The 14,528-nt window shown below is 53.6% G+C and carries 15 protein-coding genes; 9 read left to right on the plus strand and 6 right to left on the minus strand.

Annotation, left to right across the window (positions count from 1 at the left end):
- Window positions 1-88 precede the first annotated feature (88 nt).
- The 5 genes from FDW96_RS13900 to ghrB all read left to right on the plus strand — a co-directional run bounded on the left by FDW96_RS13900 (window position 89) and on the right by ghrB (window position 5,207).
- Window positions 89-1,105, plus strand: a complete 1,017-nt coding sequence (locus FDW96_RS13900) for a LacI family DNA-binding transcriptional regulator (RefSeq protein WP_061380947.1) — start codon at window positions 89-91, stop codon at window positions 1,103-1,105.
- Between the two features lie 100 nt (window positions 1,106-1,205).
- A complete protein-coding gene (locus FDW96_RS13905) occupies window positions 1,206-1,961 on the plus strand; it encodes a sugar phosphate isomerase/epimerase (protein WP_137365840.1) in 756 nt (251 codons plus the stop codon).
- Window positions 1,927-2,865 carry a sugar kinase gene (locus FDW96_RS13910; protein WP_212732909.1) on the plus strand — a complete coding sequence of 313 codons (939 nt, stop codon included), beginning with the start codon at window positions 1,927-1,929 and terminating at the stop codon, window positions 2,863-2,865. Before FDW96_RS13905 ends, FDW96_RS13910 begins: the two co-directional genes overlap by 35 nt.
- A 64-nt stretch (window positions 2,866-2,929) precedes the next feature.
- Window positions 2,930-4,210 (plus strand): MFS transporter, encoded by a 1,281-nt coding sequence (locus FDW96_RS13915; RefSeq protein ID WP_042311692.1) that lies wholly within the window; start codon window positions 2,930-2,932, stop codon window positions 4,208-4,210.
- A gap of 22 nt (window positions 4,211-4,232) precedes the next feature.
- The gene (gene ghrB, locus FDW96_RS13920) at window positions 4,233-5,207 is read left to right on the plus strand and encodes a glyoxylate/hydroxypyruvate reductase GhrB (protein WP_137365841.1); all 975 of its coding nucleotides are present in this window, start codon (window positions 4,233-4,235) and stop codon (window positions 5,205-5,207) included.
- Between the two features lie 57 nt (window positions 5,208-5,264).
- On the opposite strand, the gene FDW96_RS13925 is transcribed toward ghrB, so the two are convergent.
- A complete protein-coding gene (locus tag FDW96_RS13925; protein ID WP_042311688.1) occupies window positions 5,265-5,975 on the minus strand; it encodes a DUF3053 domain-containing protein in 711 nt (236 codons plus the stop codon).
- A 380-nt stretch (window positions 5,976-6,355) separates the two neighbouring features.
- Between FDW96_RS13925 and FDW96_RS13930 the strand changes: the two genes are divergently transcribed.
- The 3 genes from FDW96_RS13930 to cueP all read left to right on the plus strand — a co-directional run bounded on the left by FDW96_RS13930 (window position 6,356) and on the right by cueP (window position 7,865).
- Complete coding sequence (locus FDW96_RS13930; protein ID WP_003024273.1) at window positions 6,356-6,646, plus strand: HTH-type transcriptional regulator; 291 nt, start codon at window positions 6,356-6,358, stop codon at window positions 6,644-6,646.
- 280 nt (window positions 6,647-6,926) lie between these two features.
- Entirely contained in the window at window positions 6,927-7,139 is a 213-nt protein-coding gene (gene cspA / locus FDW96_RS13935; protein WP_000014594.1) for an RNA chaperone/antiterminator CspA, read from the plus strand.
- A gap of 186 nt (window positions 7,140-7,325) precedes the next feature.
- Complete coding sequence (cueP, locus tag FDW96_RS13940; protein WP_042311683.1) at window positions 7,326-7,865, plus strand: copper-binding periplasmic metallochaperone CueP; 540 nt, start codon at window positions 7,326-7,328, stop codon at window positions 7,863-7,865.
- A gap of 65 nt (window positions 7,866-7,930) precedes the next feature.
- Here the strand turns inward: cueP and glyS are convergent, their stop codons facing one another.
- The 3 genes from glyS to FDW96_RS13955 form a co-directional block, all read right to left on the minus strand.
- The gene (gene glyS / locus FDW96_RS13945) at window positions 7,931-10,000 is read right to left on the minus strand and encodes a glycine--tRNA ligase subunit beta (protein WP_042311682.1); all 2,070 of its coding nucleotides are present in this window, start codon (window positions 9,998-10,000) and stop codon (window positions 7,931-7,933) included.
- Between the two features lie 9 nt (window positions 10,001-10,009).
- Window positions 10,010-10,921: a glycine--tRNA ligase subunit alpha gene (glyQ, locus tag FDW96_RS13950; RefSeq protein WP_001168552.1), complete on the minus strand. Its 912-nt coding sequence runs from the start codon at window positions 10,919-10,921 to the stop codon at window positions 10,010-10,012.
- Between the two features lie 95 nt (window positions 10,922-11,016).
- Window positions 11,017-11,325, minus strand: coding sequence for a YsaB family lipoprotein (locus tag FDW96_RS13955; protein ID WP_079225840.1), 309 nt, complete (start codon window positions 11,323-11,325; stop codon window positions 11,017-11,019).
- A 172-nt stretch (window positions 11,326-11,497) separates the two neighbouring features.
- Here FDW96_RS13955 and FDW96_RS13960 point away from each other — a divergent pair, with 172 nt between their 5' ends.
- Window positions 11,498-12,493 carry an acyltransferase gene (locus FDW96_RS13960; RefSeq protein ID WP_137365842.1) on the plus strand — a complete coding sequence of 332 codons (996 nt, stop codon included), beginning with the start codon at window positions 11,498-11,500 and terminating at the stop codon, window positions 12,491-12,493.
- On the opposite strand, the gene yiaB is transcribed toward FDW96_RS13960, so the two are convergent.
- Window positions 12,490-12,855, minus strand: a complete 366-nt coding sequence (gene yiaB, locus FDW96_RS13965; RefSeq protein WP_042311678.1) for an inner membrane protein YiaB — start codon at window positions 12,853-12,855, stop codon at window positions 12,490-12,492. The genes FDW96_RS13960 and yiaB overlap by 4 nt on opposite strands.
- A 166-nt stretch (window positions 12,856-13,021) precedes the next feature.
- On the minus strand, window positions 13,022-14,476 hold the full coding sequence (gene xylB, locus FDW96_RS13970) for a xylulokinase (RefSeq protein WP_137365843.1): 1,455 nt from the start codon (window positions 14,474-14,476) through the stop codon (window positions 13,022-13,024).
- Window positions 14,477-14,528 lie beyond the last annotated feature (52 nt).

A 14,528-nucleotide genomic window follows, 5' to 3' on the forward strand; every position in this document is an offset into this window, starting at 1 on the left:
AGACAGGCTGCGCCCGATCCGGCATGAAGCACTTGCCATCGTTGATTTTCGCGTTAAGGTGTTGTCACCAAATTCAGAGAAATCAGCGATGAGCAAATCAACACGGGCAACCATCAGCGATGTGGCGAAGGCCGCAAAAACCGGCAAGACCAGCATTTCACGCTACCTCAACGGTGAAAAGCACCTGCTATCCGACGCGCTGCTGGCCCGCATTGAACAAGCCATTGCCGATCTCGACTACCGACCCAGCCTGATGGCACGCGGCCTGAAACACGGTCGCACCCGCCTGATTGGCCTGATCATCGCAGATATTACCAACCCCTACTCCGTCAACGTATTAAGCGGAATTGAAGCCGCCTGTCGCGATAAAGGCTTTACCCCGCTGGTATGTAACACCAATAACGAAGTGGATCAGGAGTTGCACTATCTTGACCTGTTGCGCAGTTACCAGGTCGAAGGGATTGTGGTCAACGCCGTTGGGATGCGGGAAGAGGGGCTGAATCGCCTGCAACAGTCTGCGCTGCCGATGGTACTGATTGATCGTAAAATTCCTGATTTCGCCTGCGATATGGTCGGGCTGGATAACACCCAGGCCGCAACGGTTGCCACGGAACACCTGCTTGAACAAGGCTTTGAAGCCATTCTGTTTCTCAGCGAACCACTCGGCATGGTGAATACCCGCCGCGAACGTCTGAGCGCCTTTCGCGCCACGCTCGCACGCTATCCCGGCGTTATCGCGCAAAATGCCGAAGTTCCGCTAACGGACAATGCGCAACTGGATGACACGCTGCGCCAGTTCCACCAGCAGCATCGAGGCATGCGCAAAGCCGTTATCTCCGCCAACGGTGCCCTTACGCTACAGGTTGCCCGCGCCCTGAAGCGCATTGGCCTCAACTGGGGCAGCGATATCGGGCTACTTGGTTTTGACGAGCTGGAATGGGCCGAGCTGGCGGGTGTCGGTATTACCACGCTGAAACAACCCACATGGCAGATTGGCTACACCGCTGTGGAACAGGTTGTACGCCGGATCGATGGCGGCTCTGACGCCATTCAGGAACAGGTTTTCTCTGGTGAACTGATCGTGCGCGGCTCTACCGCCCGCTAAATTTCCTTCGTGATGGTGATCATAAATTCGACATCCCAGGCTTTTCTTTGGAACCGGTTCCATCTAGCGTTATAGCAAGAACGCTGGTTATGGAGTTTCCATGAAAAGAAAAATTATGGTGGTCACCGCCGCCTACGGCTATGAGCAGGTCCGCGCTGCGGGTGGACAAACCGCCATGCTGCCCATCATTGCTGAAGCCGGTGCTGACGGCGTCGAAATTCGCCGCGAGATGCTAACTGACGCCGAACTCACCACGCTGTCAACGATGGCCTCAGCGATCGAAATCTTCGGCCTGCTGGCCTGTTATTCAGCGCCTGAGCCGCTGTTCCTTGAGGACGGTAACCTCAACCCCCGTCTTCCGGCGCTATTTGCGGAAGCGCAGACCTTGCAAGCGCTGTGGTTAAAAGTCTCACTTGGTCATTTTTCCCATACCGAACAGTTCGACGTTTTACGCGAATGGCTGGATAACAGCGGGATGGAACTGGTTGTCGAAAACGATCAGACCGCCTGCGGACGCCTGCAGCTAATGCAGCACTTTAACGAAGCCTGCCAAATGCAAAACCTGCCGATCTCGCTGACCTTTGATATGGGCAACTGGCTGTGGGTTGGCGACTCCCCGGAAGAGGCGGCGAAAAACCTGGCGCCAACCGTGGGATACATCCATGTCAAAGCCGCGGTTACACATCGCGACAGCTACCGTGCAGTGCCGCCTGATGCAGCCGATCCGCGCTGGCTGGCGCTGTTAAAAACGCTGCCTGACGATGTTCCGCGCGGCATCGAGTTTCCCCTGGAAGGACAGGATTTAACGGCGGTTACCCGCCNTGAAGAATTCACTGGATGTGGTCACTATAGGTGAAGCGATGGCGATGTTTGTCGCCACGCAAACCGGCGACCTGGCGGATGTAGAGCAGTTTATCAAGCGCGTTGCAGGCGCTGAACTCAACGTGGCGACCGGTCTTGCTCGTTTGGGTCTGAATGTAGGCTGGGTAAGCCGCGTAGGTAACGACAGTTTTGGCCGTTTTATTATTAAGTCGCTGGAAAAAGAAGGGATTGATGCGCAGGGAGTCACTCAGGACGAGCGCTTCGCTACCGGCTTTCAGCTTAAATCTAAGGTCGAAAATGGAACCGATCCCATTGTGGAATACTTCCGCAAAGATTCCGCAGCCAGCCATCTCAGTATTGAGGATTACCACGAGGACTATTTTGCCAGCGCGCGTCACTTGCACCTGAGCGGCGTGGCAGCCGCGCTTTCCGCCAGTTCCTATGAACTTCTGGCGCATACCGCCCGCGCCATGAAAGCTCAGGGGAAAACCATCTCGTTTGACCCGAATTTGCGTCCGGTGCTGTGGAAAAGCGAAGCCGAGATGGTGGAAAAACTGAACCGGCTGGCATTCCAGGCTGACTGGGTTTTGCCTGGCCTAAAAGAGGGAATGATTCTCACCGGACAACAAACACCTGAAGCCATCGCCGACTTTTATCTACGCCATGGTGTGAAGGCAGTCATTATCAAAACCGGGGCAGATGGCGCCTGGTACAAAACCGCCAGCGGCGAGCACGGCTGCGTCGCACCGGTAAAAGTCGACAACGTGGTTGATACGGTCGGCGCAGGCGATGGCTTTGCCGTGGGCGTGATCAGCGCTCTGCTGGAAGGCCGTTCGCTGCATCAGGCGGTGACCCGCGGCAATAAAATTGGCGCACTGGCCATTCAGGTTCAGGGCGACAGCGAAGGATTACCCACACGTGAACAATTAGGGGAATAAATCCCCGGCCACCGCTGTACCCTACATACAGAGGCGGCGTATCAGCATAACCAGAGGGCAGTCTATGAATAGCTCAACCAATGCAGCAAAACGCTGGTGGTACATCATGCCAATCGTGTTTATCACGTATAGCCTGGCGTACCTTGACCGCGCGAACTTCAGCTTCGCCTCCGCCGCAGGCATTAACGAGGATCTCGGCATTACCAAAGGGATCTCCTCTCTGCTGGGCGCTCTGTTTTTCCTTGGCTATTTCTTCTTCCAGATCCCGGGCGCAATTTACGCCGAGCGCCGCAGCGTACGAAAACTGATTTTCGTCTGCCTGATCCTGTGGGGGGCTTGTGCCTCGTTAACTGGGATGGTCAGCAATATTCCGATGCTGGCCGCTATCCGCTTTATTCTTGGCGTCGTTGAAGCTGCCGTGATGCCCGCAATGCTAATTTATATCAGCAACTGGTTTACGAAATCCGAGCGTTCACGCGCTAACACCTTCTTAATCCTCGGTAACCCGGTTACTGTTTTATGGATGTCCGTCGTTTCCGGTTATCTCATTCAGGCGCTGGGCTGGCGGGAAATGTTCATCATCGAGGGCTTCCCGGCCATCATCTGGGCGTTCTGCTGGTGGGTACTGGTAAAAGACAAACCGTCTCAGGTCGGCTGGCTGTCGGAATCCGAAAAAGCTGCGCTTCAGGCCCAACTGGAACAAGAGCAACAAGGGATCAAAGCCGTGCGTAACTACGGTGAGGCTTTCCGCTCACGTAACGTCATCCTGCTGTGTATGCAGTATTTCGCCTGGAGTATTGGCGTCTACGGGTTTGTGCTGTGGCTGCCGTCCATTATTCGCAACGGCGGCGCAAATCTGGGGATGGTGGAAGTTGGCTGGCTGTCATCCGTACCGTATCTGGCGGCGACGGCAGCGATGATTCTCGTCTCCTGGGCCTCTGATAAACTGCAAAATCGTAAGCTGTTTGTCTGGCCGCTGTTACTGATTGCCGCTTTCGCCTTTATCGGCTCCTGGGCCGTTGGCGCGGATCACTTCTGGCTGTCCTACACGCTGTTAGTTATCGCGGGCGCGGCAATGTATGCCCCATATGGTCCCTTCTTCGCCATCATCCCGGAAATGCTGCCACGCAACGTCGCCGGAGGTGCAATGGCGTTGATTAACAGCATGGGCGCGCTGGGCTCATTCTTTGGTTCCTGGTTTGTCGGCTACCTCAATGGCGCAACCGGCAGCCCATCCGCCTCGTACATTTTTATGGGGGTAGCGCTTTTTGCCTCAGTATGGCTAACTTTAATTGTTAAGCCTGCTAATAATTCCCAAATTCCGGTTGGCGCACGCCACGCTTAAATTTTAACTTACGGAGATTCGCATGAAGCCGTCCATTATTCTCTATAAAGCGTTACCTGACGATTTACTGCATCGCCTGGAAGAGCATTTTACTGTGACTCAGGTGCCTAACCTGCGCCCGGAAACGGTCGCACAGCACGCCAAGGCCTTTGCCAACGCCGAAGGTCTGCTGGGCTCCAGTGAAGCCGTCAATACCGCGCTGTTGGAGAAAATGCCCAGGCTGCGTGCGACATCCACAATTTCCGTAGGCTATGACAACTTCGATGTCGATGCCCTCAATGCGCGTAAGGTACTGTTGATGCATACGCCAACCGTGCTCACGGAAACCGTCGCCGATACGGTAATGGCGCTGGTGCTAAGCACCGCTCGCCGTGTGGTGGAAGTTGCTGAGCGAGTGAAGTCAGGCGAATGGACCAAAAGTATCGGGCCAGACTGGTTTGGTACCGATGTCCACCACAAAACGCTGGGCATTGTCGGCATGGGTCGTATCGGGCTGGCGCTGGCGCAACGTGCGCATTTTGGCTTTAGCATGCCGATTCTCTATAACGCCCGCCGTCATCATCAGGAAGCGGAAGAACGCTTCAACGCACGTTACTGCGATCTCGACACGCTGTTGCAGGAGTCTGATTTTGTCTGCCTGATCCTGCCATTAACCGACGAAACACATCATCTGTTCAGTACCGAGCAGTTTGCTAAAATGAAGTCTTCCGCCATTTTCATTAACGCTGGACGTGGCCCGGTGGTCGATGAAAAAGCGTTGATTAGCGCTCTGCAAAACGGCGACATTCATGCCGCAGGTCTGGATGTATTTGAGCAGGAGCCATTAGCGACAGACTCTCCGCTGCTGTCACTGCCCAACGTGGTGGCCGTGCCGCACATTGGTTCAGCCACGCACGAAACGCGCTATAACATGGCGGCCTGTGCGGTGGATAACTTAATCGATGCGCTGCAAGGAAGAGTGGAGAAGAACTGCGTCAACCCGCAGGTCGCGCAATAAACAAAAGGCCGGGCAGCGCTTACGCTTACCCGGCCTTCTATGTATTACAGCACTCTTTTACTGAGTGGCATTCACCGCAGCAGTCCAGGCTTGAGTAAACGCCTGATGCTGAGCAGCCAACGGGCCAATCAGCGTGTTGTACTGACTTGCCTGTTGTGAAGTGGGGAACTGGATACCGTTGGCGACAAAGCTCACCTGCGTATCCTGCTGCGCCACAAAATCACCGACCTGCACCAGTTGCTGCGTGAAGATTTGCGCGGCAGGGATCAGCGGCTGTAGCGCCTCTGAAGGTGCAGTGACGACTTTATTGTAGACCTGGTCAAAGACCGGCTTGAGATCCTCACCCTGCTTCAGCGCGCCATGCGCAGCATCTGCCTGCAGTTTCGCATTCTGCAACTGTTGCCCTAACACACCCAGTGCGCCATTTGCCTGACGCAGCGGTTCACGCTGAGTCACATAATCCTGAGGAACACGAATCGCATTTACGCTATCAACGACCGGGCGCAGACCGGAGTCCATCGCCTGATTAACCTGTTGAGAATAGCCATACAGAATCGCGTAATCGGACACAAACGGGCCAAACTGTTTTTTCTGATCGGCGGTCAGCGTTGGCAAACGCTCCCCGCTACGCATTGCAGTATTCTGCAGAAAATCGATAAACGCTTTGCGCTGATCGCCTTCTTTATCAAAACACCCACTCAGGCCAACTACCATTAAGAGCGCCAAAACAGGCGCAAACCAGCGAGAGCAGGACTTACCTGTCGCCATTTTAATACTCCTTTCACCCAAAAATGCGCACAACGACACCCGCGTGCCAGACGTTGACAAGGATAGTCCAGGTCAGGCTCTCAAGATACCCTTTCCGCGTAATCTTGTGAGGGAAAATAACCGTTCCCGCCCCCCTTTTTTTTGCTAAACAATGCGCCATTCATTACCCAGGGTCGTATTTTCGTCATCTTTACAATCGGGAGTGATCGTTCGGAGATCGCGACCTTAATCAGTTTGTTAGCCTGTAAAGGCTTGTCGCTCATACTCTGCTGAAACGAATCCATCACGCAAACCTTAGATCCGACTTCATTTTTTCCGACTACTCTTAAGGAGCTTCGATGAAATTCACGATCCCGCTGTGTGATTTATAGGAGTTCTCAATGGAATACAAAGATCCAATGTTTGAACTGCTGAGCAGTCTGGAGCAGATTGTTTTTAAAGATGTATCGCAGACAGTTACTCTGACGCAAAAAACCAACCCTTTCACCGAATTTGAACAGCTACGACGAGGGACAGGTTTAAAAACAGATGATTTTGCCCGAGTGATGGGCGTGACGGTCGCGATGGTGCATGAATGGGAGTCTAAACGCGTAAAGCCTTCCACTACCGAATTGAAGTTGATGCGCCTGATCCAGGCCGATCCGAGATTAAGTAAGCAATTGATGGATTGAACTATTTTTTAATTTTGCTGAAGAACGGTCCGGTAAAAGGGCCGTTCCCTTACGGAGGGTATCCACAAATAAGAAAATAGTAGTTGCATCCACAGGCGTAAAATGAGTTAATGCTCTCAACGGTTTGACGTACAGACCATTACAGCAGTTTAGTAAGGCAAGTCCCTTCAAGAGTTATCATTGATACCCCTCGTAGTGAGCATTTCCTTTACTGTTAAAAAATCTGTAGAGCACGCCATATCGCCGAAAGGCACACTTATTTTTTAAAAGGTAATACACTATGTCCGGTAAAATGACTGGTATCGTAAAATGGTTCAACGCTGATAAAGGTTTCGGCTTCATCACTCCTGACGATGGCTCTAAAGACGTGTTCGTACACTTCTCTGCTATCCAGAACGATGGCTACAAATCTCTGGACGAAGGTCAGAAAGTTTCCTTCACCATCGAAAGCGGCGCTAAAGGCCCGGCAGCTGGCAACGTAACCAGCCTGTAAGCTTAAAAAGCTCAAAATTCTGAATCCCTGCCAAACGGCGGGGATTTTTTTATCTGTATTTCGCAATACATCCCACCGAAACGGGTCTTTGCATTACTTTACCCGCCGTACCTTTGACCTTTCCCTAAGGGCAAGCTTTATAGTGAGCCAGTCTGTATTCCATAATGTTCACAAGGAATTGAAGCTATGTCGAAATCCTCACTGCTGCTGGTTTTAGGTTTGCTCACAACGGGTACTGCATTCGCGGCGACCCCGGAAGCCACTTTTCTGGCGGAACATGGACTCAGCGGTAAATCCGTTGAGCAAATCGTAGAGACTATTGACCAGTCGCCGCAGAGTCGCCCGTTGCCTTACTCAGCGTCTGTCACCAGCACCGCGCTGAAACTCTCTTCCGGCGATCAGGTTTATACCCTGCCGCTCGGTGACAAATTCTACCTGTCATTCGCCCCCTATGAATGGCAAACACACCCTTGCTTCAACCATAGTCTGTCTGGCTGCCAGGGCGAAATGCCGGAGAAGACATTCAATGTCAAAGTGACGGACAGTAAGGGAGAGGTCGTGGTACAAAAAGCGATGAAAAGCGGTCGAAACGGCTTCGTCGGGGTATGGCTACCGCGCAATATGGAAGGCACCATCGCAGTAAACTACAACGGTAAATCAGCCGAGTATCCCATTAAGACTATGGAAGACAGCCAGACCTGCCTGACTAAGTTGCAGTTGCGCTAACAACATAAAAAATGCCGGATAAGGCGGAGACGCCATCCGGCATTTTCTAAGTCAGCTCAGGACCGTTACTGTAGCAGCGAAATATCCGCCACGCGCAGGAACAGCTCGCGCAGTTTTTCGAGCATAGACAGACGGTTAATACGCAGTTCTTTATCTTCTACGTTAACCATGACTTTCTCGAAGAAGGCATCGACCGGTTCACGCAGTGCCGATAGCTCAACCAGCGCTTCCTGGTAATGCCCGGCTGCAAAGACTGGCTCCAGCTTGTCGCGCAGCACCACAACCTGCATCGCCAGCGCAATTTCTTCCGGCTCTTTCAGCGTTGCCGCATTCACGCGGTCGTTCAGCGTTTCTTCAGACTTCGCCAGGATGTTTGATACACGCTTGTTCGCCGCAGCCAGCGCGGACGCGGCTTCCAGCGTACGGAAGTGCGATACCGCCTTCATACGCGCGTCGAAATCAGCTGGACGAGTCGGACGACGCGCCAGCACGGCCTGAATGGTATCAACGGTGTAACCCTCGTCCTGATACCATGCGCGGAAGCGACCGAGCATAAAGTCGATAACGTCATCCACGACTTTCGCGTTGGTCAGCTTGTCGCCGTACAGACGAACCGCTTCCTCGGTCAGCGTTTGCAGATCGAGATTCAGGTTCTTCTCAACGATAATACGCAGCACGCCCAGCGCGGCACGACGCAGCGCAAACGGGTCTTTGTCGCCTTTCGGATGCTGGCCGATACCGAAGATACCCGCCAGGGTGTCCATTTTGTCGGCAATCGCGACGGCACAGGCTACCGGGTTAGACGGCAGGTCATCGCCGGCAAAACGCGGCTGATACTGCTCGTTCAGCGCCACGGCCACATCTTCCGCTTCGCCATCGTGACGCGCATAGTGCATGCCCATCACGCCCTGGGTGTCGGTGAACTCGAAGACCATGTTGGTCATCAGGTCACACTTGGACAGCAGGCCCGCACGCGTTGCGTGGTTCACGTCAGCGCCAATCTGACCAGCAATCCAGCCCGCCAGCGCCTGGATACGATCGGTCTTGTCGCGCAGCGTACCCAGTTGCTGTTGGAACAGCACGGTTTGCAGACGCGGCAGATGATCTTCCAGACGTTTTTTACGGTCGGTATTGAAGAAGAACTCGGCATCCGCCAGACGCGGGCGCACAACTTTCTCATTACCGGAGATAATCTGGCTCGGATCTTTCGATTCGATGTTGGCAACGAAGATAAAGTTCGGCAGCAGTTTGCCATCGTTGGCGTAAACCGGGAAGTACTTCTGGTCGCCTTTCATGGTGTGAACCAGCGCTTCTGACGGAACCGCGAGGAATTTATCTTCGAACTTCGCGGTCAGCACTACCGGCCATTCTACCAGCGAGGTGACTTCTTCCAGCAGGCTTTCGCTCAGATCGGCGTTACCGCCAATTTTACGCGCCGCTTCTTCTGCATCGGCTTTGATTTTCGCTTTACGCTCAGCGTAATCCGCAATCACTTTACCGCGCTCACGCAGGATTTCTGGGTATTGATCGGCAGAATCGATGGTGAATTCCGCTTCGCCCATAAAGCGATGGCCGCGAATCACGCGATCGGACTGAATGCCCAGAATCGTTGCCGGAATCACTTTGTCGCCCAGCAGCAGAGTCACGGTGTGAACCGGACGCACGAAATGGACGTCAGACGCGCCCCAGCGCATCAGTTTCGGGATCGGCAGCTTAGCCAGCGAGGTGGCGATCATGTTCGGCAGCAGCGTTTCAGCGCTTTCGCCTTTCACATGCGCGCGATACAACAACCACTCGCCTTTATCGGTGGTCAGACGCTCGGCCTGGTCAACGGTGATACCGCAGCCACGCGCCCAACCTTCTGCCGCTTTGCTCGGTTTGCCTTCGGCGTCAAACGCCTGAGCAATTGCCGGGCCGCGTTTTTCAACTTCACGGTCAGGTTGCGCTTCAGCCAGGTTCGCGACTTTCAGCGCCAGACGACGCGGTGCGGCGAACCACTCAACGTTGCCGTGCGCGATGCCAGCGTTATCCAGCTCCGCGGTAAAGTTCGCAGCAAAGGACTCAGCCAGGCTGCGCAGTGCTTTTGGTGGCAGCTCTTCAGTGCCGATTTCCACCAGAAAAGTTTTCTCAGACATGGCCGCCTCTTATTTCTCTTTGTTGCACATCGGGAAGCCAAGGGCTTCACGGGAAGCGTAGTAAGCTTCTGCCACTGCTTTGGTCAGGGTGCGAATGCGCAGGATATAGCGCTGACGCTCGGTGACGGAGATGGCTTTACGCGCATCCAGCAGGTTGAAGCTATGGGCGGCTTTCAGAATACGTTCATACGCAGGCAGCGGCAGTGGATTTTCCAGCGCCAGCAACTGCTGCGCTTCTTTCTCGTACTGCTCGAAGCAGGTGAACAGGAAGTCCACGTCGGCATATTCGAAGTTATAGGTGGATTGCTCCACTTCGTTCTGATGGAACACGTCGCCGTAAGTGGTTTTACCCAGAGGGCCGTCGCTCCAGACCAGGTCGTAAACGCTGTCTACGCCCTGAATGTACATGGCCAAACGTTCCAGACCGTAGGTAATTTCCCCGGTCACAGGTTTACATTCCAGACCACCAACCTGCTGGAAGTAGGTGAACTGCGTGACTTCCATACCGTTCAGCCACACTTCCCAACCCAGCCCCCAGGCACCCAGCGTCGGGTTCTCCCAGTTATCTTCCACGAAACGGATATCGTGAATGGTCGGGTCCATACCCAGCTCTTTCAGAGAACCCAGGTACAGCTCCTGAATGTTGTCCGGAGACGGCTTAATCACTACCTGGAACTGATAGTAGTGCTGTAAGCGGTTTGGGTTTTCGCCATAGCGGCCGTCGGTCGGACGACGAGAAGGCTGCACATAAGCAGTCGCCATCGGTTCCGGCCCCAGCGCACGCAGGCAGGTCATTGGGTGAGATGTCCCCGCGCCGACTTCCATGTCCAATGGTTGAACGATGGTGCAGCCCTGGCGAGCCCAGTAATCCTGTAAGGTCAGGATCAAGCCCTGGAAGGTCCTGGTATCAAACTTTTGCATATTATTTCGTGCTGGATACGTGTGGATTTAAAGGAAGCGGTCAGTATACCCGCTGGCTGCAAGATATACAGTACGAAACGGGAAAAAGGGGGAACTTAGCGCATGGAAAGGTGCAAAAACTGCCCGTCTGCATCAAAAGAGCAGACAAAACTCTCTTTACGGAAGGTCGAACCACGCATCTCATAGCTGCCCTGGAATTGTTCCAGGCCGGAGATATCAATTTTCTGCGCGCCGATGTTATAAAGTTGTGCCGCCTCATTTTTGCACAGCGACTCCATATCCAGCGAGCGTGTTGCACTGACCTTAACCTTTTGCGCCTTCTGCGCGGGTGCAGACGGCTGTGTGTCGGCGCAGGCTACCAGCATGAGGGTAGCGATCGCGGGAAAGAAATACTTCATCATCATTTTATTACCGCCTGGTTTGCTGGTCAGTCTTATTATTAGTGTCTGGAAACAGATCCTATTTTGAGAATCTCATCAGACCATCTCAAGCTTTAGCGTAAAAACTCAGATTATTCCAGTGAGTTACGTACGCAAAATATCGGTCAGACTTTTTTTAATGGAGACAGAGGAACTGATGCAGCCCAAAATTTTCTGGATTGATAATCTGCGCGGAATAGCTTGTCTCATGGTTGTGATGATCCACACCACGACCTGGTACATCACCAATGCGCACAGCGTCAGCCCGTTGAATTGGGATCTGGCCAATGTGCTCAATTCCGCCTCTCGCGTCAGCGTCCCGCTGTTCTTCATGATTTCGGGCTATCTGTTTTTTGGTGAGCGCAGCGCCAAACCGCGCCATTTCACGCGCATCGCGCTGTGCATTCTTTTTTACAGCAGCGTGTCGCTGGCCTATATTCTGTTGTTTACCTCGATCAATGCTGAGCTGTCGCTGAAAAACCTGCTGCAAAAACCGGTGTTTTATCACCTGTGGTTTTTCTTCGCCATCGCCGTCATCTACCTGGTTTCCCCGCTGATACAGGTGAAAAATATCAGCGGCAAGATGCTGCTGGCGCTCATGGTAGTGATTGGGGTGATTGCCAATCCCAACACCGTCTCGCAAAAAATTGGCGGTTTTGAGTGGCTTCCCATCAACCTGTACATCAGTGGCGATACCTTCTATTACATCTTGTACGGCATGTTGGGTCGGGCGATTGGCATGATGGATACGCAAAAGCGTGCGCTCACCTGGCTCTGTGCGGCGTTGTTCATCACCGCGGTGTTTGTTATTTCTCGGGGCACGTTGCATGAACTGCGCTGGCGCGGCAATTTTGCCGATACCTGGTACCTCTACTGCGGCCCGGCGGTGTTTATTTGTGCCGCCTCGCTCCTGACGCTGGTCAAAAATACGCTCAGCAAGCGCACTCTACCGGTACTGGGCCTTATTTCCCGCCACTCGCTGGGCATTTATGGCTTTCATGCGCTGATCATTCACGCGCTGCGCACCAACGGCCTTGAACTCAAAAACTGGCCACCGCTGGACATGCTGTGGATTTTTAGCGCCACGCTGGCGGGTAGCCTGCTGTTGTCCATACTCTTGCAGCGTATCGATACGCGCAGGTTGGTGAGTTAAGACTCACCCTTTTGTTCATTCGGCCCTGGACGCAGGAGTAAAACTTGTCCGGCCAAACACACAAAGAATGCTGCCAGGTATAGCCCCTTTTCGAGGGGCGTTAACGGTATATTCCATATCCCCACCAGCAGTAGCCCCAGCGTTATCAATGCCACCATCTGACACACGGAAGCGAAGCGTTCGTCGTTCTGATTGAGATTTTCAGCACGCTGATAAGCGTACGTCACAAACATTCCCGTCATCAGCGCACCCAGAAAATAGCCTTTGCCGCTTAATAACGGACATGCTCGCCATAAGCCGATAACGTAAATCAGTATGCCAGAGAAAAATAATATCCATGGCAACAGCCTGGTCGTCTTCATTGGGATCTCCTTATCCATCATGGATACAATATGAATAACCCGCTAAAGACAACACAGAAATATGCCACCACACTGGATTTTCAGAATAAATCCATTCGCATCAATTATTTATTTCATTGAAATATATATTTGATAAATCCCCTCTGCTATTCAGAGGGGAAAATCGTCAGGACATCAGCGGCTGTAATTGCTGATAAATACGACGGAAGGTTTCCCGACGCTGTAGGTAAAGCGCATGGCGCTCAGCATCAGGATAATGCGCCTGTTCCAGCGTAAGCTGAGGCAGTATGTCTGCTAACGGCTGCTGCGGATTCATAGCGATTTGCGCCAGTCGCGCCGCACCAAGTGCAGGGCCGACATCACCGCCGGTACGGTAATCCAGCTGCAATCCGCTGATGTCAGACAACATCTGACGCCAGTATGCGCTGCGCGCCCCGCCGCCAATCAAGGTAATGCTGGCAGGCTGCACGCCGCACGCATGCACCACATCCATACCGTCAGCCAGCGCAAAACCCACACCTTCCAGTACCGCTCGCGCCAGTTCTGCCGGACCATGCTGATGCGTCAGACCGAAAAATACGCCCTTCGCCTGCGGGTTATTATGCGGCGTACGTTCACCGGACAGATAAGGTAAAAACCAGACCGGCTCGGCGTCTTCATTCGCCTGTTGCGCTGCGGCGATCAACGCAGGTACGCTCGCCTGTCCGGTTAATTTCGCTGCCCAATCCAGGCAGGATGCTGCGCTCAGCATCACGGACATCAGGTGCCATCGTTCCGGCAAAGCATGACAAAAACTGTGTACCGCGCTTTCCGGTTTGCTGAGGAAGCCGTCGCTTACCGCAAAATAGACGCCGGATGTACCCAACGAAAGCATCGCCTGACCGGCATTCATCATGCCCACGCCAACCGCCCCCGCCGCGTTATCACCGCCCCCGGCAACGACCGCAACCTCACTCATTCCCCAGTTCCGGGCGACTTCTGGCAGCAATGTTCCGGTAATCGCACAACCTTCGTATAGCGCAGGCATATGCGCACGAGACAGCTTACAGGCCGCCAGCATGACATCACTCCAGTCACGTTTGGCGACATCCAGCCACATCGTACCTGCCGCATCAGACATATCGCTGGCAAAATCGCCGGTCATACGCAGACGCAGGTAATCTTTCGGCAACAGCACTTTATCAATCTGGCTGAAAATCTCCGGTTCGTGGCGCTGCACCCACTGCAATTTTGGCGCGGTAAAGCCAGGCATCATCAGGTTGCCAGTAATAGCACGAGACTGCGGAATCTGGTTCTCCAGCATTATGCACTCTTCACCGCAGCGGCCATCGTTCCACAGGATAGCGGGACGTAATACTTTCTGTTGCTTGTCCAGTAACGTCGCGCCGTGCATCTGGCCGGCAATCCCTAACGCTTTCACCTCACTGAGCGAATGCTGCTGGCCCAGCGCTTTTACGGCGCGATCCGTTGCCAGCCACCATTGTTCAGGGTCCTGCTCTGACCATAACGGATGCGGGCGCGAGACCGTGAGTTTCTCCGTTTGCGAAGCGATCACATCGCCCTGCTCATTCAGCAGAATGGCCTTTACGCCTGAGGTGCCTAGATCTATCCCGATATACATAGCGTATCGTTCCTTAAAGAAAGGCCCGGCAGCGCGTAGCTTTCCGGGCTTA

It is taken from the genome of Citrobacter sp. TBCS-15 (genome assembly GCF_005280815.1).
GTDB classification, from domain to species: domain Bacteria; phylum Pseudomonadota; class Gammaproteobacteria; order Enterobacterales; family Enterobacteriaceae; genus Citrobacter; species Citrobacter werkmanii.